Source organism: Myceligenerans crystallogenes, assembly GCF_039529775.1.
Classification (GTDB): domain Bacteria; phylum Actinomycetota; class Actinomycetes; order Actinomycetales; family Cellulomonadaceae; genus Myceligenerans; species Myceligenerans crystallogenes.
Genome location: NZ_BAAANL010000004.1, coordinates 499,519 through 518,718 on the forward strand (window position 1 = coordinate 499,519; position 19,200 = coordinate 518,718).

Here is a 19,200-nt window from a genome sequence, read left to right on the forward strand (position 1 = left end):
GCGGCCCGGACACCACGCGCCACGTAGGGTTCTCGCATGCCGCCTCGTCGTCGCACCGATCCCGTCGCCGGTCGCAAGGCGCTCGTGGCGTGGGCCGACGGCGAGGCCGAGCGGGCCGACGTGACCACGGCCGTGCGGTTCACGCTGGAGGAGCTGGCCGCCGTCGCCCCCGGCAACGCCGTCGAGGTGCGCGTCCCGCCTGCCGGCGCCGTGCAGGCGGTGGCGGGTCCCCGCCACACTCGCGGCACCCCGCCGAATGTCGTCGAGATGGCTCCGGAGACCTGGCTGTCCCTCGTGACCGGGCGTGTGGCCTGGTCCGACGCGGTCTCCGACGGGCGGGTCAGCGCCTCGGGCGAGCGCTCGGACATCTCGGATCTGCTGCCCCTGCACCTGCGCGTGAGCTGATCCCGGGGCGGGAACGCGTCTCTGCCGGATCCGTGTCGGTGACCCCCGCTACAGTCCCGGTGGTGATCGTGACAAGGATGCGATGGCGTGACAGCCCTTGCCATGCTGTGACATTGCCGCCCACGTCCCGACGTGTCGCCGTAACCCGCGGTTCACGGTGTGGTGATGGGGTGCGATCTGATGCCGTACCCGGCCGCCCGCGCCAGAGCGTGGTGAGCCGATGACCATGCGGTCGACGCCGTCGGCGTCGCACACCATTTTTCACGCAGTTGTTGCAGGCAATTTTTCCCACGGCAGAGCTGTCCCCCTGGCCGCACCTGGCGGCCGGCCACTGCAGAAGGAGTCGGCGTGATTCCCAGCACGCTGCGGTCCCCGCGACCGCGCAAGAAGCTCCCCGGGAGGCCCGCGGTCGCCGCGGTCCTGGCCGGGGTCCTCACCGTGCCGCTCGGTGCGGTCCTCGCAAGCCCCGTGATCGCGGCCGACGGCCCCGACGCCGGGCACGTCGTCATCAGCGAGGCCTACCTCGTGGGCGGCAGCTCCGGCCAGCCGTTCACCCACAAGTTCGTCGAGCTGCACAACCCGACCGGCCAGCCGGTCAGCCTCGACGGCTGGTCCGTGCAGTACAAGTCGGCCACGGGCGCCTCGTTCACCGGGATCACCGCGCTGAGCGGCACCATCGCCGCCGGCGGTCACTTCCTGGTGCAGGGCGCGTCGAACTCGACGAACGGGGCGCCGCTGCCGTCGCCCGACGTCGTCGGCACCCTCAACCCGAGCGGCACCTCGGGCGTCATCGCGCTCGCGTCGCAGGCCACGGCGGTCACGCCGGCCAAGGGCGCGGTCCCGGCGGATGGCGTCACCGGCGTCGTCGACCTGCTGGGCTACGGCGCGGGTGACACGTTCGAGGTCGCCGCCGCCCCGGCCGGCCAGGGCACCGCCGTCGTCGGCTCGCTGACGCGCGGCGGCTCGGCGAACGACAACTCGGCCGACTTCGCCTTCGGCGCCGCGGTCACCCCCACAGGCAGCAGCTCGGGCACCGAGCCGAGCCCGACCGCGAGCCCGTCCCCGTCCGCCAGCCCGTCGCCGTCGGCCCCGGCTGAGGTCACGCCGATCGCGCGGATCCAGGGCACGGGGGACGCCTCCCCGCTCGCCGGGCAGACCGTCACGACGCGCGGCGTCGTCAGCGCCGTCTACCCGACCGGCGGCTTCAACGGCTTCTACCTGCAGACGGCGGGCACCGGCGGGACGACGGACGCGACCCCGGGTGCGTCCGACGCCGTCTTCGTGTTCTCCTCCGCGGCGGCGCAGCAGCTCACCGCGGGCGACCACGTCGAGGTCACCGGCGCGGTGTCCGAGTGGAACGGCCTCACCCAGATCACTCCTGCCGCCGGTGGCTGGACGAAGCTCACCGAGCCGGCCGCCGTCGAGCCGACGGCGACCACCTGGCCCGCCGGCGCCGCCGAGCGCGAGGCCCTGGAGGGCATGCTGCTGGCGCCGCAGGGCGAGTTCACGGTGACGAACAACTACGACACCAACTTCTACGCCACGATCGGCCTGGCCGCGGGGGACAAGCCCCTGGTGCAGCCCACCTCGGTGGGCCGCCCGTTGTCGGCCGCGTACGAGGCGCAGATCGCGGACAACAAGGCACGCGCCGTCCAGCTCGACGACGGCTCGTCGATGAACTACAACTCGACGGCCAACAAGTCGCAGCCGCTGCCGTGGCTCACCGGCGGCGCCCCGGTGCGCGTCGGCGCGGCCGTCACCTTCACGCGGCCGGTCGTCCTGGACTTCCGCTACGACGAGTGGAGCTTCCAGCCGACGGCGCACCTCACGCCGGCCGTGGCCGACGCCGTCCAGCCCGCCACGTTCGAGAACACCCGCGAGGCGGCGCCGGCCGAGGTCGGCGGCAACCTCCAGGTGGGCACGTTCAACGTGCTGAACTACTTCAGCACCACGGGCGACGAGCTCACGGGCTGCACGTACTACACCGACCGCGCCGGCGACCCCGTCACCGTGTCCGGCGGCTGCGACGCGCGCGGCGCGGCGGAGGACGAGGACCTGGCCCGCCAGCAGGTGAAGATCGTCGAGGCGATCAACGCGCTCGGCGCTGACGTCGTCTCGCTCCTCGAGGTCGAGAACTCGCGGCACTTCCTCGGCAAGTCGCGCGACCAGGCGCTGTCCGACCTGGTCGACGCCCTGAACGCGGACGCCGGCGCGGGCACCTGGGCGTTCGTCGCCTCGCCCGCCGAGCTGCCGGAGTCCGAGGACGTCATCCGCAACGCCTTCATCTACCGGACGGCCTCGGCCGAGCCGGTGGGCGACTCGACGATCCTGCTCGGCGGGGACGCGTTCGACAACGCGCGCCGTCCGCTGTCGCAGGTGTTCCAGCCCGCGGGCGGCGCGGCCGGCGCGAGCGACGACGTCGTCGTCATCTCGAACCATTTCAAGTCGAAGGGCTCGGCGGGCCCGTGGCCGGGCGACGCCGACCAGGGTGACGGCCAGGGTGCCTCGAACGAGTCCCGGGTGCGCCAGGCGAACGCGCTGGTGGCGTTCGCCGACGCGCAGGCCGAGGCCGCCGGCACCGAGAAGGTGCTGCTGGTCGGTGACTTCAACGCGTACGAGCACGAGGACCCGATCAAGGTCATGACCGACGCGGGCTACGTGGACCTCGCCGCGGGCACGGGCGAGTTCTCGTACAACTACCAGGGCCTCGTGGGCTCGCTCGACCACGAGCTGGCCTCGCCGGCCGCGGCCGCGGCGGTCACCGGCGTCGACATCTGGAACATCAACGCGTACGAGCCGGTCGCCAACGAGTACAGCCGGCACAACTACAACGCGACGATCCTCTACGACGAGACGCCGTTCCGGTCCTCCGACCACGACCCGGCGCTCGTCGGCCTCGACCTGACCGGCGACGGTACGAGCGGCGGCACCACGACGATCGACCTCGTGGACATCAACGACTTCCACGGCCGGATCGACGCCAACACCGTCGCCTTCGCCGGAACGGTCGAGGAGGTCCGCGCGCAGAACCCCGAGGGCACCGCGTTCGTCTCCGCGGGTGACAACATCGGCGCGTCCCTGTTCGCCTCCTCGGTGGCGAAGGACAAGCCGACCCTCGACGTGCTGAACGCGCTCGGCCTCACGGCGTCGGCCGTGGGCAACCACGAGTTCGACCAGGGCATGAGCGACCTGACCGGCCGGGTCGACGACATCGCGGAGTTCGAGTACCTGGGGGCGAACGTCTACACCGCCGCCACGGGCGAGCCCGCGCTGCCCGAGTACAAGGTGCAGGAGATCAACGGGGTCGACGTCGGCTTCGTGGGCGTCGTCACGCAGGAGACGCCGACACTGGTCACCCCGGCCGGCGTCGCGGGCCTGGAGTTCGGCGACCCGGTCGAGGCGCTCAACCGCGTGACCGGGCAGCTCAAGGACGGCGACACCGCGAACGGCGAGGCCGACGTGGTCATCGCGCTCGCGCACGACGGCGCCGGCTCCGGCACGCCCGAGGGCGCCACCCTGCAGGAGGAGCTCGCCGCGGGCGGTCCGTTCGCCGACCTGGTGCAGCACACCGACCCGCGGGTCGCCGCGATCTTCACCGGTCACACGCACAAGCAGTACGCGTGGGACGCCCCGGTCCCCGGCGCGGAGGGCAGGACCCGCCCCGTCATCCAGACCGGCAACTACGGTGAGTTCGTCGGCCACCTGTCGCTGACGGTCGACACCGCCACGGGCGACGTCACCGCCTACACCGCGAGGAACGTGGCCCGCACCAAGACCCCGGCCGCGGATCTGATCGCCGCGTACCCGCGGGTCGCCGCCGTGAACGACATCGTCACGGCGGCGCTCGCCGAGGCCCAGGTCATCGGGGCCCAGCCGGTCGGCAAGGTCACGGCCGACATCACGACGGCCTTCTCCGGAGGCTCCTACGCCGACGGCAGGTGGACCGGCGGGAACCGGGACGACCGCGCCTCGGAGTCGGCGCTCGGCAACCTCGTGGCGAACTCGCTGCGTGACTCGCTGGCCGCCCCGGAGCGCGGCGGCGCCGACCTCGGGGTCGCGAACCCGGGTGGCCTGCGCAACGAGCTCTACCACGGCCCGGACGGCGTGATCACCTACGCCGAGGCCAACGCGGTGCTGCCCTTCGTCAACAACCTGTGGACGGTCACGCTCACGGGAGCGCAGCTCGACGAGCTCCTGGAGCAGCAGTGGCAGACGGACGCGAACGGCAACCGCCCGTCGCGCCCGTACCTGGCGCTGGGCCTGTCGGACAACGTGACCTACACGGCCACCACCGCCGACCCGAGCGCGACCCCCGGCGACAACGTCTCGTCGATCATGATCGACGGCGTCCCGGTGGACCCGGCGGCCGAGTACCGCGTGGCCACGTTCTCGTTCCTGGTCTCCGGGGGCGACAACTTCCGGGCGTTCACCCAGGGCACCGACGGCCGCGACTCCGGCCTGGTGGACCGGGACGCCTGGATGGACTACATCGGGGCCAACTCGCCGCTGTCGCCGTCGTTCGCGCGGTCGCACGCCGTCGTCGGCGCCCTGCCGGGCACCGTCACCGCGGGCGAGAACGTCGCGGCGGAGCTCTCCGCACTCGACCTGACGTCGCTCGGTTCGCCGCGGAACACGCAGGCGGAGGCCGCCCTGGTCCCCGCCGGCGCACCGGGATCGGAGGCCGGTGTCGCGCTGGGCTCCTTCCCGGTCACGGAGGGGGCGGCGTCGGTCTCGGCGACGGTCCCCGCCGCCACCGCCGCGGGCGAGTACACCCTGCGGGTCGTCGCGGAGCCGTCCGGCACCACGGTGTCGCTGCCGGTGACCGTCGAGCAGCCCGAGCCGGCCGCCCCGGCGTGGCGCCCCTGGCGGCTCTACTGGTGGGGCGACCAGGTGACGTACGACGGTCACCTGTGGGAGGCGAAGCGCGTCAACCTCCACTCCAAGCCGGGCACGAAGAAGAACAGCCCGTGGATCCTCGTGAGGTGACCCTTGTGAGGTGACCGGGCGAGGCGCGAGCCTCGCCCGAGGCCGGATCGTGCGCCGCATCCCTTCGGGGTGTGGCGCACGACTCGTTCCCGGGCGGGCATCGGAGCGCAATCGCACTACTACCGGAGTGGGTGAGTCGTTAGGCTGGGGGCGTGAGCGACGGGACTTCGAACGCGGCGTCGTCCGGCCCCGAGAGGGACGGCCAGGGCGGCGAGACGGTGGCGTCCGACGTCGACCTCCACGACGTCGTGGACCGGGCGGACGTGCGGCGTGCTCCGCGCTACAGCCGGTTCCTGCTCGTCGGCGTGGTCGCGGGACTCGTGATCGGCCTGGTCGTGAGCTTGATCTTCCTGCAGACGCCCGAGGCCGAGGCGATGATGAAGCCCGGCGTCTACGTCACGGTCATGACCGCCTTCATCGTCACGTTCACGACGCTCGTGGCCGGCCTGCTCGCGGTCCTCGCGGACCGCCGCAGCCTGAGCAGGTTCCAGCGCGGTCGCGCCGGCCGCTGAGCCGGTCACCGACGTCACAGCGGTCCGCCGGAACCGCGGGCCCCGGCTCGGCTCCGTCGTGGGATACTCGGGGCATGCCTCTGCGCCCGGACGGCCGTCTGAACCATGATCTGATGCCCGGGGAGAAGGGTCCCCAGGACGCCTGTGGCGTCTTCGGAGTGTGGGCTCCCGGCGAGGAAGTCGCCAAGCTCACCTACTTCGGCCTCTACTCGCTGCAGCACCGCGGGCAGGAGTCCGCCGGTATCGCCACCAGCAACGGCGAGCAGATCCTCGTCTACAAGGACATGGGCCTCGTGTCCCAGGTCTTCGACGAGACCGCCCTGAACGCCCTGACCGGCCACATCGCCGTCGGTCACTGCCGCTACTCCACGACGGGCGGGGTGACCTGGGAGAACGCCCAGCCGACGCTCGGCCCGACGGCGTCGGGCACCGTGGCCCTGGGGCACAACGGCAACCTGACGAACACCGCCGCGCTCGTCGACCTCGTCGCCGAGCGCCACGGCGCGCAGCGCCGCGGCGAGCTCGCCCGCGGCAACACCACCGACACGGCGCTGATCACCGCGCTGTTCGCGGGCGACGCCGATCACACCCTGGAGACGACGGCGCTCGAGGTGCTCCCGCGCCTGCGCGGGGCGTTCTCGCTGGTCTTCATGGACGAGAACACCCTGTACGCCGCCCGCGACCCGCAGGGCGTGCGCCCGCTGGTGCTGGGCCGGCTGGAGCGCGGCTGGGTGGTCGCCTCGGAGACCCCGGCGCTCGACATCGTGGGTGCCTCCTACGTGCGCGACGTCGAACCGGGCGAGCTGATCTGCATAGACGCGGAGGGGCTGCGCTCGACGCGGTTCGCGCCCGTGGAGCGGGCGACCTGCGTCTTCGAGTACGTCTACCTGGCCCGCCCGGACCACACCATGAACGGCCGGTCCGTCCACGCGGCCCGCGTCGAGATGGGCCGCGCGCTCGCGCGCGAGCACCCCGTGGACGCGGACCTCGTCATCGCGACGCCCGAGTCGGGCACGCCCGCCGCGATCGGGTACGCCACCGAGTCCGGGATCCCGTTCGGGCAGGGCCTGACCAAGAACGCCTACGTGGGGCGCACGTTCATCCAGCCGTCGGACACGCTGCGGCAGCTCGGCATCCGCCTGAAGCTGAACCCGCTGAAGGAGAACGTCCGGGGCAGGAGACTCGTCGTCGTCGACGACTCGATCGTGCGCGGCAACACCCAGCGCGCCCTGATCCGGATGCTGCGGGAGGCCGGCGCGGCCGAGGTGCACGTGCGGATCTCGTCGCCGCCGGTGAAGTGGCCGTGCTTCTACGGCATCGACTTCGCATCGCGCGCGGAACTCATCGCCAACGGGCTGAGCCCCGACGAGATCGGGCAGTCGCTCGGCGCCGACAGCCTCGGCTACATCTCGGCGGAGGGCATGATCGCCGCGACCGAGCAGCCCGCCTCGCAGCTGTGCGCGGCCTGCTTCACGGGCAAGTACCCGATCGAGCTGCCGCCGGCCGACCAGCTCGGCAAGCACCTCCTCGAACAGGCCGAGCTGCCGCTCGGCGCGCCCGAGGACGGCCTGCGGTCCCTCGCCGTCTCGGCGGGCGGCTCGGGCGCGCTCGAGCGCCCCTGACGCCACACACGCCGGACCTCCCGATGTGTCCCGCCCGTCCGACATCCCGCACCTCGCCGTACGGCCGCAGCGCCGTCGTCGTACCCGAACACCGACCCGACCAGTGATGGAGTACCAGTGACATCCGAAGGGCTCACCTACGCGGCCGCAGGGGTCGACACCGAGGCCGGCGACAAGGCCGTCGAGCTGATGAAGGACGCCGTGCGGCGCACGCAGGGGCCCGCCGTGCTCGGCGGCGTCGGCGGGTTCGCCGGGCTCTACGACCTGTCGGCGTTCCGGGACTACCGGCAGCCGCTGCTGGCGACGTCGACGGACGGCGTCGGCACCAAGGTGGCGATCGCGCAGGCGCTGGACAAGCACGACACGATCGGGTTCGACCTGGTGGGCATGGTCGTGGACGACATCGTCGTGGTGGGCGCGAAGCCGCTGTTCATGACCGACTACATCGCCACCGGCAAGGTCGTCCCGGAGCGGGTCGCGGACATCGTGCGCGGGATCGCCCAGGCGTGCGAGGTGGCCGGGACGGCCCTCGTGGGCGGCGAGACGGCCGAGCACCCGGGGCTGCTCGCACCGGACGAGTACGACGTCGCGGGCGCGGCGACGGGCATCGTCGAGGCCGACCGCGTGCTGGGGCCGGACCGCGTCCGCGAGGGCGACGTGCTCATCGCCATGGCGTCCTCGGGGCTGCACTCGAACGGCTACTCGCTGGTCCGTGCGGTGGTGAAGCACGCCGGCTGGGAGCTGGACCGCCACGTCGAGGAGTTCGGCCGCACGCTCGGCGAGGAACTGCTCGAGCCCACGCGGGTCTACGCCGCCGACGTGCTGGCGCTGGCCGACGACGACGCCGCGCGGGTGCACGCCTTCACGCACGTGACCGGTGGCGGGCTCGCGGCCAACCTGGCGCGCGTGCTGCCCGAGGGCAGCGTGGCGACGGTGGACCGGGCCTCGTGGGAGGTGCCCCCGGTCTTCCGGATGGTCCGTGAGCTGGGCGGGGTACCCCGCGGCGACCTCGAGAACACGCTCAACCTGGGGGTGGGCATGATCGCGGTGGTGGACGCCGAAGGCGCCGACGCCGCCCTGCGGAATCTCGCTGCCCGGAACCTGCCGGCATGGGAGCTGGGCCGGGTCGAACTGATCGACCCGGCGGCAGGTCCGTCCGAGGATCTGGTGCGGGGCACCAAGGGCGTGCAGGGCGGCGCGGTGCGGTTGGTGAACGACTACCGATGAGAAGGGGCCCGCCTCGGCGGGCCCTGCTCTCGCTGCGGCCGACTACCGCCGGCCGCAGGTCAACTACGGGCGGGCACGGGAGTCAATGCTCCTTACGCCCGTTCGAGTCGTCGAAATCGGCCCAGTCACCATAGCGATTGTCCTGGTCCCCGTCCTCGGGGGCCTCCCAGCGCGAATCATCTGTCGCTACATCCGTCGACGAGTTACCACGCAGCTCCTGCTCGAGGGCGTGGTAGTTGGTGTCAGGGCTGTAGTACTTCAGCGCTCGAGCAACCTTGGTCTGCTTTGCCTTCTGACGGCCGCGGCCCATGGCTCCGACCCCCTCAACGTAGGAGCGGGGCGGCTACGTACAACAGACGTGCGGCCCCGGAGTGTGCTTGATCTGTCCAGGCTCCAACGGTACATGGTTGTACGCGGTTTCCTCCAGTCTGCCGGTGTGATTCGTCCGATGCGCCGGTGATCTTGGGCACCTTTGGCGGGCCGATGCGGCGCGCCTGCTGACCTGACGCGGCCCCGTGGATGTGTCGTGAAGGTTCCTTGTTCGCGCGTCGCGAACTGGTCGCGTGTAACAATTTGGCTGCCAGGTGGTACCGGATGGTGGCGGAAGGCGGCGACATATGATGACGAATCGTTTTCCCGCCGACGGTTCGCGCTATGGTTGCGTCATTAGGCGCTCCGTTGCGGTCACACGCGTCGGAGTATGTGAGGGAAATGAGTTCGCTCCCAAGTCGCCTAAATCCTGTTTGCTGCTAACAATGGTGAGAGAGCGGGAGCCGTCAAGAACCTGGTACCGCCAGGGCCGGCGCCGTTCCGGAGGAGGTGCAGGGATGTCCATCCACGGAGAATCCGAGGTCCTGCTCACGCCTGCCGAGGTAGCGAGCTTGTTCCGTGTTGACCCCAAGACAGTAACGCGTTGGGCAAAGGCGGGAAAGCTTTCTTCGATCCGCACGCTCGGTGGACACCGCCGGTACAAGGAGTCCGAGGTGCGGGCGCTACTTGGCGCGGCGTCCGAGAACCCCGAAGATTCCGACGCGTAGCCGACGAAGTCGGCAGGTAGTGACAACGACGCGCCGGGTGCTGCCCCAGCTCAGCCCCGTGCGCGTCGCAGGACCACCACGGTGATCGTGGCCGCGCCCAGGGCTGCAAGGCCCAGCGCGGTCACCACGAGAAGCTTGGTGTTTCGAGCCCGGTGCTCCTCAGGCACCGGGTTCTTCTTGTCCCGGTGGAAGGCGCCCGCGGCCTTGCTGCCGGCGCCCGCCGCAGCCTGCTTCGCGCTCTGCGCGAGGCGTTGTGCCTGGTGAGCGGGGTTGAGCTTGAGCGTGAGCTCGTCGATCGTCGCCGCGATCTCGGCGCGGGTCCGCAGGACCTCCGCCTCCATCTCCTCGCGGCTCGGCGTGCGCGGACCCTGGTGCTCGGCGGTGCTCATCGGTGCAACCCTTCCTGAAGACCGGTGCGGATGGTCGTGACGTCGTCCTTGATGCGCTGGACGCTGTCGGGCTTGCGGGTGCCCTTCTTGAGCAGCGCCGCGCCGATCAGGGCGAGGATCAGCGTCACCAGGACCAGGAAGCCGCCCACGGCGAGCGCGGCGAGCCACAGCGGCCAGACGGTGCCCAGGCCGTACACGGCGGCCAGCAGGAGCACCCCGACCCCGTAGAGCAGCACGACGAGGGCGCCGATCAGCAGCCCGGCGCCGATCCCGGACTTCTTCGCCTTGTCGGTGAGCTCGGCGCGGGCGAGGGCGATCTCGGCCCTGACCAGGCGTGTGGCCTGCTCGCTGAGGTGCTCGACGAGCCCCCCGAGCGAGGTCGGGCGATCTTGCGGTGGTGCGCCGTTCATCGTGTCCTGACTCATGACCCCTCCTTTGCCCGGCCACCTGCGCCGGGCCTCGTGGCCGCGACCGTGCGTTCTCTGAGGTCAACTCAACAGGCATGGGGCGCCGACGGCAATTCCAAGGGGCGGCGCGCCTCCGATCGCCCCGCCACGCCCTGTCTCACGCCCCGCCCATGTGAAGGCAATGTAACAGTCTCACCACAAAGTTGGACGACCGACCAACTCTGAAGCACACACTGCTCACACGCGCGGCTTCAAGGCCGCCTCCCACCCACAGTTGTAGAGGGTGAATTCCACCGCACAAGGTCAGCCCCTCCCGCGACCCCCACCGGACCCCGCCCCGACTCCTTTGAGCACCCGCGATCCGCCCCGCTCCCACCCTTCATCCGCGACACATCACACCTACTCAACGGCCCTCACAACGGAGCCCCACCAATGCCCGGGAAAGGGACGCGCGACCCGACCGCTCCCGGCAGCAACCCGCAACCCGCAGCTCGCCGGCCCGCCCGCCGGCCCGAGGCCCCACCACGCCCCCACCCCAGCATCAACGGCCTCCTACCCCACGCGGGTAACAGCCTCACCGATCAGGCTTCCGAGGCCCGGAGGATCAGAGAAGGCACAAGCCGCCCGCCGAGTCCCCAGCACACGAGGGCGCAGGTCACAGAGGCAGCTGCTCATGGGACGCGCGTCACAGGGACACCAGCTGATGGGGACACGAGCACGCAGGCCGGCCGGAAGGCCACCTCACGGAGAAACAAGCCAGAGGACCCCCGCCCGCAACCGGAGCGCACCAGCCCCGACGGCCACCAAAGCCGCGGAGGCCCTCACCAGGGGGGTCCGGGGGGACGAAGTCCCTCCCGGGGCGGGGCGCGGGGGCTCCGCCCCCGCAAGAAACAACGAGGCGGAGTGGTCTGGCTCAGCCAGACACACCCCGCCCATCCGTCTCGTGGCTCCGACCGGCGTCGATCCGGTGACCTTTCGATTTTCAGTCGAACGCTCTACCAACTGAGCTACAGAGCCGTGGCACCTGACGTGCCGTGCGCGAAAGCCTGGCGCGTCATACCGACGATGCCGGGCGATGCTGCGCGACCCTGACGGGACTTGAACCCGCGACCTCCGCCGTGACAGGGCGGCGCGCTAACCAACTGCGCTACAGGGCCTCGATCGCTGCTGCGATCAAGTGGTCCGGCGTGCGAACCGAGAGAAGCCTAACCCACGCTCCGACCGATCCGGAAATTGAATCCCGGCCTCGCTGTCATGGCGTGGATCACACCCGATGAAACCTGGTCTCAGCTGGTGCGACGACGACTGCTCGTACCCCCAACGGGATTCGAACCCGTGCTACCGCCGTGAAAGGGCGGGGTCCTGGGCCGCTAGACGATGGGGGCTGGACGCGAAGAGTCTACAGCCCTCGCGTCCTGCGTCCACGCGGTTTCCGTCACACCGTCCCGCCGTCGGCGATGATGGGCCGGTGGTGGAGATGACGCGCGAGGAGTTCGAGGCGGCTGTCAGCGAGGGCCTCGATCTGGTCCCGGAGGATCTGGCGGCACGGATGGACAACGTCGTCGTCCTCGTGGAGGACGACGCGCCCGCCGAGGACCCTGAACTGCTCGGGCTGTACGAGGGCGTGCCGCTGACCGAACGGGACCACCACTGGGCGGCCGGCTCCCTCCCGGATCGCATCACGATCTTCCGCAACCCGACCCTCGCGTTCTGCGAGACCCGCGAGGAGGTGGCCGAGGAGGTGGCCGTCACCGTCGTGCACGAGATCGCGCACCACTTCGGTATCGACGACGACCGCCTCCACGAACTGGGCTGGGCCTGACCCGTGCCCGGGCGTCAGCCCGCGTACTCCCAGTGCCACGCCTCGGGCTTGGACCCCGTCGGCTCCGCCCAGTCCGGGTGGACCCACCCGAACCCGGGGGCCTTGGCCTTCATCCAGTTGTACTCGGCCGAGCCGAAGGTCGAGATCCCGCCGCCCAGGTCGAGGGCCTGGCCCCAGCCGTGGTTCGACGTGCCGGGAGGCGCGGCGAGCGCGCCGTGGGTCGCCTTCACGGCCACCTGGTCCTCGTAGGACCGGTACGCGTCGTTGACCGTCAGGTTCCGCCCGAACGCGGACCGGAAGGCGGCGTTCAGCTTCTCGGCGGCCACGGCCGCGTCGCAGCGCAGGGAGTCCGAGGTGAAGGAGACCCCGCAGAGCAGGCTGCCGGGCAGCTGGCCGTTGCCGTACTGCTGGGCCTCGGCGGCGAGGTTCTCGACCACCCGCAGCTTCGGCGCGGCATTGGCGGGCGCCTTGGACCGCGCGCCGGCCCGCGAGGCCTTCGCCTGAGCCGCGGCCTTCTGCTCCGCCTTCTTCTCCGCCTTCCGTTCGGCCGCCTCCTCGGCGGCGGCGCGCGCTTCGGCCGCGGCCCGTTCCTTGGCGGCCGCACGCGCCTTCGCGGCGGCGATCTCCCGCTTCGAGGGCCCGGGGACGACGTCCGACGCCGTGCTGGTCGCCGGACGCGCGATGAGGGTCGACAGGTTGTCGGTCGCCTCGGCCAGGCTGGCCGCCGAGACCTCGCGGACCTTGGCGGTGCCGGTCGACGCCTTCGCGCCGGCTCCGTCCTGCCCGGCCGAGGCCGGCAGGGCCGTACGCCCGCCGGAGCGGGACGCGCGCTCGGCGCGGTTCGCGCCGGCGCCCGCCGGGACGGCGGTCGCGTCGGCCACGAGGGTGGTGACCTCCTGGACGGCGGCCTCGATGCGCTTCGCGCGCTTCGGCGTCAGTTTCGAACCGCCCGTGAGCTGCTGGGCGCGTACCAGGGTGCTGGTCGCCTCGGCGAGTGCCTCGCGGGTTCGCGGTTCGAACCGCGCGGTGGCGCCGGCCAGAGCGGTGACGGGGAAGACGGCCGACGTGTCGGCCACGACCTGCTCGGTCCAGGTCGCGACGGGCGCCAGGGCGTCCGCGGTGCTGCTGACAGGGGAGGCCGCGGCGGGTGCGCTCATGCTGAGCGCGCCGATCAGGACGACCGCGGCGAAGGCTGTGCCACGTGCAAAAGGGCGTGCGGTGGCAGAGGTGTAGTGCGTCACGTAGCGTTTCCGTATCTGCACCGGCGCGAGGCGCTGGGGAACTCGCGGATCCGTGAGGGGAAGACCCCTCCAGGGGACGGATCCGCTGTGCGCTGATGCTTTGTCGGTGCCACGGCGCGCGCTCGTCCTCGGACGAGGGCCATGGCTGTCACCGGGAAGACCCAGGGGGGTTCTGACTCAGGGGTGTCGAGTCGGTCTTCCGGAACTGCGGTGCCGGATTGTCCTGCGGCCCGTTGGCTCGCACGGCGGGCCTCGGTGGGCCCACGCCGGCATCGGCGACTCATCCATGGTGGAGTACGCCGGCGGTCAGACCACGGAACATTTCGCCCCTCTTGGAAGTGGAGTCAGTAGTCTTTTCGTGGAATTCCTGTGAAGATCGGGACGCAGGTTATAGGCCGATCCTCGAAATGTGGGACCGCTCTCACCCGCAACGCCCGCCGGTCGGCCGACCGGTGCACCCTCTGGCGCGTCAGTCGCCGACGTGGTTGGTTGGGACTTATGAGTCGTTCCGGATTCGTACCGCCGTACCTCCTCCAGCAGGTGGCCCAGGCTGCCTCGTCCGGGCTGCTGCCCGAACCCGCCCTGGGTGACGCCTCCCGTCACACCCTCGAACTGGACGCGGGGTTCCGTGGCGGCCGCAGCCGGCACGCCGCCCGTCCGCAGGCCGCCGCGCCCGCGCCCGAGCCCGCCCCCGGACAGCCGGAACCGGCCGCCCTCGCCTGGACGGTCCACACCGCGAACAACACGCAGAACCTCCCCGGCGAGCCCGTCCGCGACGAGACCGCGGCCGAGCCGTCCGGCGACGTCACGGTCGACGAGGCGTGGGACGGCGTGCGGGCCAGTCTCGAGATGTTCTCGGAGGTGTTCGCCAGGACGTCGTACGACGGCGCCGGGGCCCGGGTCAGCTCGACCGTGCACTACGGCCGGAACTACCAGAATGCGTTCTGGGACGGCACGCAGCTCGTCTTCGGCGACGGCGACGGGCGGATCTTCAACCGCTTCACGATCGCCGTCGACATCCTGGCCCATGAGCTGGGGCACGCGGTCACCGAGCACACCGCCGGCCTCGTCTACCGCGGGCAGCCCGGTGCGCTCAACGAGTCGATGTCCGACGTGTTCGGCTCCTGCCTCAAGCAGCGCGTGCTCGGCCAGGACGCCGCCGGCGCCGACTGGCTGATCGGCGCCGGCCTGTTCACCGAGCAGGTCCAGGGCAAGGCGCTGCGCTCCATGTCCGAGCCGGGCACCGCGTACGACGACCCCGCGCTCGGCAAGGACCCGCAGCCCGGCCACATGGACGACTTCGTGGACACCGCCGAGGACAACGGCGGTGTGCACATCAACTCCGGCATCCCGAACAAGGCGTTCTACCTGGCGGCGACCGCGATCGGCGGCAGCTCCGCGGAGGGTGCCGGCAAGATCTGGTACGACGCCCTGCTCGCCGTCGGCCCGGCCACCGATTTCGCCGGCTTCGCCGCCGCGACCATCGCGGCGGCGGGCGATCACGCGGACGCGGTCCGCACGGCGTGGGAGGGCGTGGGCGTCGTCACGGCCGACGACGGCGCGGACGCCCCGCAAGACGAGGGCACCGGCCGGCCCGCCCCGGGCGAGCCGGGCGACGACACCGGCCCGGCCGAGCCGCCGTCGGACACCGGCGGCGAGACGCCGCCCGTCCCGCCGTCGGACGGCGACGTGCCCGGCGGCGTCGTGGAGGTGCGCCGCAGCGGCGGCGTCGCCGGTCTCACCATGACCGGCGAGCTCGACCTGGACGGCGACGACCCGCGCGCCGAGGAGGCGCGGATGCTCGTGCACCGCGTCGACATCGTGATGCTGGCGCAGGAGGCGTCGGCGTGGGAGGAACAGCCGGGCCGCCCGGACTCCTTCACGTACGTCATCGTCGTGGCGGGCTACGAGGCGGTCGTTCCCGAGGACCACGCGGCCCCGGAGATCCTCCGCCTCGCCGAGATCGTCCTGACCCCGCCGAACTGACCCCTCCGCCGGCGAGGCAGGCCCTCGGGTTCGTCTCGCCGGCGGGCGCGGTCAGCGGGAGAGCCAGCCCAGGAGGCGGTCCGGGCGGTCGGTGATGACGGCGTCGACGCCCGCGCCGTCGTCGACCGAGATCAGGTGGGACCAGCCGGACGGGTCGTTCTCGGTCCAGACCATGACGCGCAGGCCCGCGCGGTGCAGGCGCGTGACGATGCCCGGGTCGCGCCGCACCATCTCCGCCGACGGGTTGCAGGCGATCACGCCCAGGCCGGCGCAGACGTCGAGCACGTCCGGCGGCTCGAACGCGAGCAGCAGCCCGCGCGGCAGGTGCGGCGCGACGTCGCGCGCGGCGGCGACGGTGTCCGGCCAGAAGCACTGGACGACGACGCGGTCCTCCAGCCCGGCCTCGTCGATCGCGGCGGTCACCCCGCGCAGCTCGTCGGGGCCCCAGACGTCCTTCAGCTCCAGCAGCAGCTGGACCCCGGGGTAGCGGCCCAGCAGCTCCAGCACGTCGCCGAACAGCGGGACCTGCTGTCCCGCGTACCCCGGGCCGAACCAGCGGCCGGCGTCGAGGCCGCGCAGCGTCGCGAGGTTCAGTTCCGCGACCACGCCGTGGCCGTCGGTGGTGGCGTCGACGGTGTCGTCGTGGATGACGACGGCGGCGCCGTCGGAGGTGCGCTGCAGGTCGATCTCGACGGCGTCGGCCCCGGCGCGGCACGCGGCCTCGATCGCGGCCAGCGTGTTCTGCGGCGCGACCGACGAGTTGCCGCGGTGCGCGATCACCGCGGGCCTGGTCCCGAGGCCGGGGCCTGCCGCCGGCGCGGACGCCTCGGCAGATGCGGTCCGGGGCGTCGTGATCGGGACGACGGCGGGCGCCGGGACGGCGGCCGCGTGCGGCGTGCTCGGTGTCATGGCGCCCGAACGTACCGCCTGCCGGGCGTGGCGGCGATGGTCGGCGAGCAGCGCGAGCCAGACCAGCGGGGTCCAGCGCGGCACCCGCTGCCGGGCTCGGCTCCTGACCCGGCCGCCGGCACCCGCGGCGGGGCGCGGGACGGGACGAGGCGCGGGAGCGTGCCCGGCGGAGGTCCGTGCGACGGCGGCGGGCAGCACCGGGGTGGCCGGGCGTTCCAGGAGAGCCATATCAGGCATCCAATCTGCAGACTCTCTCCTCACGATAGGTCTGGGCAGGCCGCGTCGTCCCTGGTCTTGCGCTGAATTTCGCGAACCTTCCGCGCCCGTTCAACTCCGGGCCCGCACAGTTCCCTGCGGGGTCATGCGCGCGTCATCGAGCCGCCCGTTCCCGGGGTGCGGCGGTACCCCGGTGCCACGCACGGGCCAACTCCGGGGCGATGACGACGCCGCCGCGGTCCGGAACCGTAGGTGGCATGGCGAACACACAGGTGGCCCGGAGATCGCGGCCGCGCGGGGCGATGCTGTCCCCGCCGCTGCGGAAGCTCGTGCTCACGGCGCTCACGCTCGCGATGTGGATCGCGGTGGCGAAGCCGTGGGGGACGGTACGCCGGAGGTCGCACGCGCCGGGGAACCCGCCCGGGGAGCGGTGAGTGCCGCCGGAACCCGGCGCTCCCGCTACTCGAGGATCCCCTGGCGCCACAGCTCCGCGGCGTGCTCCAGCTCCTCGGCCGTGCGCAGCAGGGAGCTCGCGCCACGCGTCATCCTCGTGGCGGCGTGTGGGTCGGAGTGCTCGCGGGCGTCGGCGTCGAAGGCCGCGCCGGTGGACAGGATGCGGCAGAACGCCCCGGCGCGCTCCAGCGCCACGGCGAGATCGCCGGTGAAGACGCCGGACAGCACGGCGTCGGCCAGCCGGCGCAGGTCCGCGGGTTCGGGCGGGCTCGGCACCCCGGCGACGGCCTCGCTGACGGGCGCGGCGTCGACGCCGAGGCGGTATCGCAGCAGGATCGTCTGCAGGTCCCGCCGCACCCACTCGCGCAGCACGTAGATCCGCCAGAGCGCACCCGGCAGGGACGACGGCGCCGCGTCCGCCCAGAGCTCCGCGACCGTGTCCAGCCCTTCGCGCTCCACGAGCCGCACCAGCCGGTCCACCACCTCGGGATCCTCGGTGCTGCGGGCGCGGTCCACCAGGATGCGCGCGGTGACATGGGCGACCTCGTCGCGCATCGCGGGATCCAGTTCGCCCGGGATGGCGTCGGCGTCTCGGGGATCCAGCATGGCGGGGCGGCGTGGCAGGCGATGGTCGTCCATGCCATCAAGTGTCTCTTTCGCCCCGCCCGACGGCGAGACCCCTGGCGTTCGCGTGGAGCGCAACCCGGGAGCGTCACACCGGGGCCCGACGGGGGTCCGGCGACGGCATCCGCGCCGAGATCCGCCGCGCGAGCGGCGCTCCCGCCCGGCCACCCTCCGCAAATGCGCGTGCCGAAACCGGTGGGTGAAAATCGCCGTCGGACGCCCCGCGTAGTGTGCGGGCCGCGGCCGACACGGAATGATGGGCTCTATGTCCGAGACAACTACTCACGGCAACGGCGCTGATCGTCCGGACGACGATCCGTTCACCGCGCTCGAGCGCGAGCTCCGCCTGGTCATCCGGCGGGCCCAGTCCTCCGGCACGAAGATCGCGCAGCGGGTGCACCCGGAGCTGGAGGCGAGCGCCTATCCGCTGCTCGCCCACATCGCGCAGTTCCCCGGGACGCGTGGCTCGGACCTCGCCGCGCACTTCGGCGTCGGCCGGGCGACCGTGTCACGCCAGCTCAGCCGCCTCGCCGACCTCGGGCTCGTCGAACGCGACACCGATCCGGAGGACAGCCGCGGCCAGCGCATCACCCTGACCGCCGACGGCGAGCAGCGCTTCGCCCGGGCCCGCGCCAGCCGCGTGGAGATGTTCGCCCGCGCCCTGGCGGACTGGGACCGGGACGACGTCCGGCAGCTGGCCGATCTGCTGCACCGCTACTCGGAGGACCTGGTCTCCTGGCACGGCCGGCAGAGCTGAGCCGCGGGAGCCGCAGGGCTCCCGCGGCGCCCGCTACCGGGAGCCGTCGGCTTCCTCGAACGTCAGGCTGATCGAGTTCATGCAGAACCGGTCGCCCGTCGGGGTCTGCGGGGCGTCGTCGAACACGTGCCCCAGATGGGAACCGCAGCGTGCGCAGCGGACCTCGGTGCGCACCATCCCCAGCGACCGGTCCTCCAGCAGCTCGACCCGGTCACCGGCCAGCGGGCTGTAGAACGACGGCCAGCCGCAGTGCGCGTCGAACTTCGTGTCGGACCGGAACAGCTCGTTCCGGCACGCCCGGCAGCGGTAGACGCCGGTGCGCCTCTCGTCGAGCAGCTCGCCGGTCCAGGCCCGCTCGGTCCCGGCCTGGCGCAGCACCGCGAACTCCTCGGGCGACAGCTCGGCCCGCCACTCGTCGTCGGACCTGGACACCTCGTAGGACATGACCCGCCTCCTCGTGCGTGGAACCGACCGTTGCCGGCCTCAGGAGAACCTATTCCGCGGCGCTGGTGTTCCGGCCGCGCCCGCGCCCGCCCCGGCGCCGCCGGCTGCCGCCGCCGTTCGCGCCGCCACCCGCCGCGCCGCCACCCGCCGTACCGCCTGCGCC

General features: G+C 72.2%; 17 protein-coding genes and 3 tRNA genes. 10 read left to right on the forward strand and 10 right to left on the reverse strand.

What is annotated here, in order from left to right; translation table 11 throughout:
• Window positions 1-36: 36 nt before the first annotated feature.
• The 5 genes from ABD208_RS12420 (at window position 37) to purM (ending at window position 8,752) form a co-directional block, all read left to right on the forward strand.
• Entirely contained in the window at window positions 37-405 is a 369-nt protein-coding gene (locus tag ABD208_RS12420; protein WP_344103184.1) for a sterol carrier family protein, read from the forward strand.
• A gap of 351 nt (window positions 406-756) precedes the next feature.
• Window positions 757-5,391 (forward strand): ExeM/NucH family extracellular endonuclease, encoded by a 4,635-nt coding sequence (locus ABD208_RS12425; protein ID WP_425561109.1) that lies wholly within the window; start codon window positions 757-759, stop codon window positions 5,389-5,391.
• A 152-nt stretch (window positions 5,392-5,543) separates the two neighbouring features.
• Window positions 5,544-5,903, forward strand: a complete 360-nt coding sequence (locus ABD208_RS12430) for a hypothetical protein (protein WP_344103188.1) — start codon at window positions 5,544-5,546, stop codon at window positions 5,901-5,903.
• Between the two features lie 74 nt (window positions 5,904-5,977).
• A complete protein-coding gene (gene purF / locus ABD208_RS12435) occupies window positions 5,978-7,525 on the forward strand; it encodes an amidophosphoribosyltransferase (RefSeq protein WP_344103190.1) in 1,548 nt (515 codons plus the stop codon).
• A gap of 117 nt (window positions 7,526-7,642) precedes the next feature.
• Window positions 7,643-8,752 carry a phosphoribosylformylglycinamidine cyclo-ligase gene (purM, locus tag ABD208_RS12440; RefSeq protein ID WP_344103193.1) on the forward strand — a complete coding sequence of 370 codons (1,110 nt, stop codon included), beginning with the start codon at window positions 7,643-7,645 and terminating at the stop codon, window positions 8,750-8,752.
• 82 nt (window positions 8,753-8,834) lie between these two features.
• Here the strand turns inward: purM and ABD208_RS12445 are convergent, their stop codons facing one another.
• The gene (locus ABD208_RS12445) at window positions 8,835-9,062 is read right to left on the reverse strand and encodes a DUF3073 domain-containing protein (RefSeq protein WP_344103195.1); all 228 of its coding nucleotides are present in this window, start codon (window positions 9,060-9,062) and stop codon (window positions 8,835-8,837) included.
• A 517-nt stretch (window positions 9,063-9,579) separates the two neighbouring features.
• Here ABD208_RS12445 and ABD208_RS12450 point away from each other — a divergent pair.
• Window positions 9,580-9,789 (forward strand): BldC family transcriptional regulator, encoded by a 210-nt coding sequence (locus tag ABD208_RS12450; protein ID WP_344103197.1) that lies wholly within the window; start codon window positions 9,580-9,582, stop codon window positions 9,787-9,789.
• Between the two features lie 50 nt (window positions 9,790-9,839).
• Here ABD208_RS12450 and ABD208_RS12455 read toward each other — a convergent pair whose 3' ends face one another.
• From ABD208_RS12455 to ABD208_RS12475, 5 genes are all read right to left on the reverse strand, one after another.
• A complete protein-coding gene (locus tag ABD208_RS12455) occupies window positions 9,840-10,178 on the reverse strand; it encodes a DUF3618 domain-containing protein (protein WP_344103200.1) in 339 nt (112 codons plus the stop codon).
• Window positions 10,175-10,603, reverse strand: coding sequence for a phage holin family protein (locus ABD208_RS12460; protein ID WP_344103202.1), 429 nt, complete (start codon window positions 10,601-10,603; stop codon window positions 10,175-10,177). The genes ABD208_RS12455 and ABD208_RS12460 overlap by 4 nt, the downstream gene beginning before the upstream one ends.
• Window positions 10,604-11,529: 926 nt before the next feature.
• Window positions 11,530-11,602: transfer RNA gene (locus ABD208_RS12465), tRNA-Phe, on the reverse strand.
• A 66-nt stretch (window positions 11,603-11,668) separates the two neighbouring features.
• Window positions 11,669-11,742, reverse strand: a tRNA-Asp gene (locus ABD208_RS12470).
• 155 nt (window positions 11,743-11,897) lie between these two features.
• Window positions 11,898-11,970: transfer RNA gene (locus tag ABD208_RS12475), tRNA-Glu, on the reverse strand.
• A 92-nt stretch (window positions 11,971-12,062) separates the two neighbouring features.
• Here ABD208_RS12475 and ABD208_RS12480 point away from each other — a divergent pair.
• Window positions 12,063-12,407 carry a metallopeptidase family protein gene (locus tag ABD208_RS12480; RefSeq protein ID WP_344103262.1) on the forward strand — a complete coding sequence of 115 codons (345 nt, stop codon included), beginning with the start codon at window positions 12,063-12,065 and terminating at the stop codon, window positions 12,405-12,407.
• Window positions 12,408-12,421: 14 nt separating this feature from the next.
• Here ABD208_RS12480 and ABD208_RS12485 read toward each other — a convergent pair whose 3' ends face one another.
• On the reverse strand, window positions 12,422-13,564 hold the full coding sequence (locus ABD208_RS12485; protein ID WP_344103205.1) for a M15 family metallopeptidase: 1,143 nt from the start codon (window positions 13,562-13,564) through the stop codon (window positions 12,422-12,424).
• A gap of 582 nt (window positions 13,565-14,146) precedes the next feature.
• Here ABD208_RS12485 and ABD208_RS12490 point away from each other — a divergent pair.
• Window positions 14,147-15,634 carry a protealysin inhibitor emfourin gene (locus tag ABD208_RS12490; RefSeq protein WP_344103207.1) on the forward strand — a complete coding sequence of 496 codons (1,488 nt, stop codon included), beginning with the start codon at window positions 14,147-14,149 and terminating at the stop codon, window positions 15,632-15,634.
• A gap of 51 nt (window positions 15,635-15,685) precedes the next feature.
• Here the strand turns inward: ABD208_RS12490 and ABD208_RS12495 are convergent, their stop codons facing one another.
• Window positions 15,686-16,771 (reverse strand): glycerophosphodiester phosphodiesterase, encoded by a 1,086-nt coding sequence (locus tag ABD208_RS12495; protein WP_344103209.1) that lies wholly within the window; start codon window positions 16,769-16,771, stop codon window positions 15,686-15,688.
• Window positions 16,772-17,016: 245 nt separating this feature from the next.
• Between ABD208_RS12495 and ABD208_RS12500 the strand changes: the two genes are divergently transcribed.
• Window positions 17,017-17,193: a hypothetical protein gene (locus ABD208_RS12500; protein WP_344103211.1), complete on the forward strand. Its 177-nt coding sequence runs from the start codon at window positions 17,017-17,019 to the stop codon at window positions 17,191-17,193.
• A gap of 25 nt (window positions 17,194-17,218) precedes the next feature.
• On the opposite strand, the gene ABD208_RS12505 is transcribed toward ABD208_RS12500, so the two are convergent.
• Window positions 17,219-17,851: a hypothetical protein gene (locus ABD208_RS12505; protein ID WP_344103213.1), complete on the reverse strand. Its 633-nt coding sequence runs from the start codon at window positions 17,849-17,851 to the stop codon at window positions 17,219-17,221.
• Between the two features lie 250 nt (window positions 17,852-18,101).
• On the opposite strand from ABD208_RS12505, the gene ABD208_RS12510 reads away from it, so the two are divergent.
• A complete protein-coding gene (locus ABD208_RS12510; RefSeq protein ID WP_344103215.1) occupies window positions 18,102-18,593 on the forward strand; it encodes a MarR family winged helix-turn-helix transcriptional regulator in 492 nt (163 codons plus the stop codon).
• Window positions 18,594-18,626: 33 nt separating this feature from the next.
• Here ABD208_RS12510 and msrB read toward each other — a convergent pair whose 3' ends face one another.
• Window positions 18,627-19,037 carry a peptide-methionine (R)-S-oxide reductase MsrB gene (msrB, locus tag ABD208_RS12515; RefSeq protein WP_344103217.1) on the reverse strand — a complete coding sequence of 137 codons (411 nt, stop codon included), beginning with the start codon at window positions 19,035-19,037 and terminating at the stop codon, window positions 18,627-18,629.
• Between the last annotated feature and the right edge of the window lie 163 nt (window positions 19,038-19,200).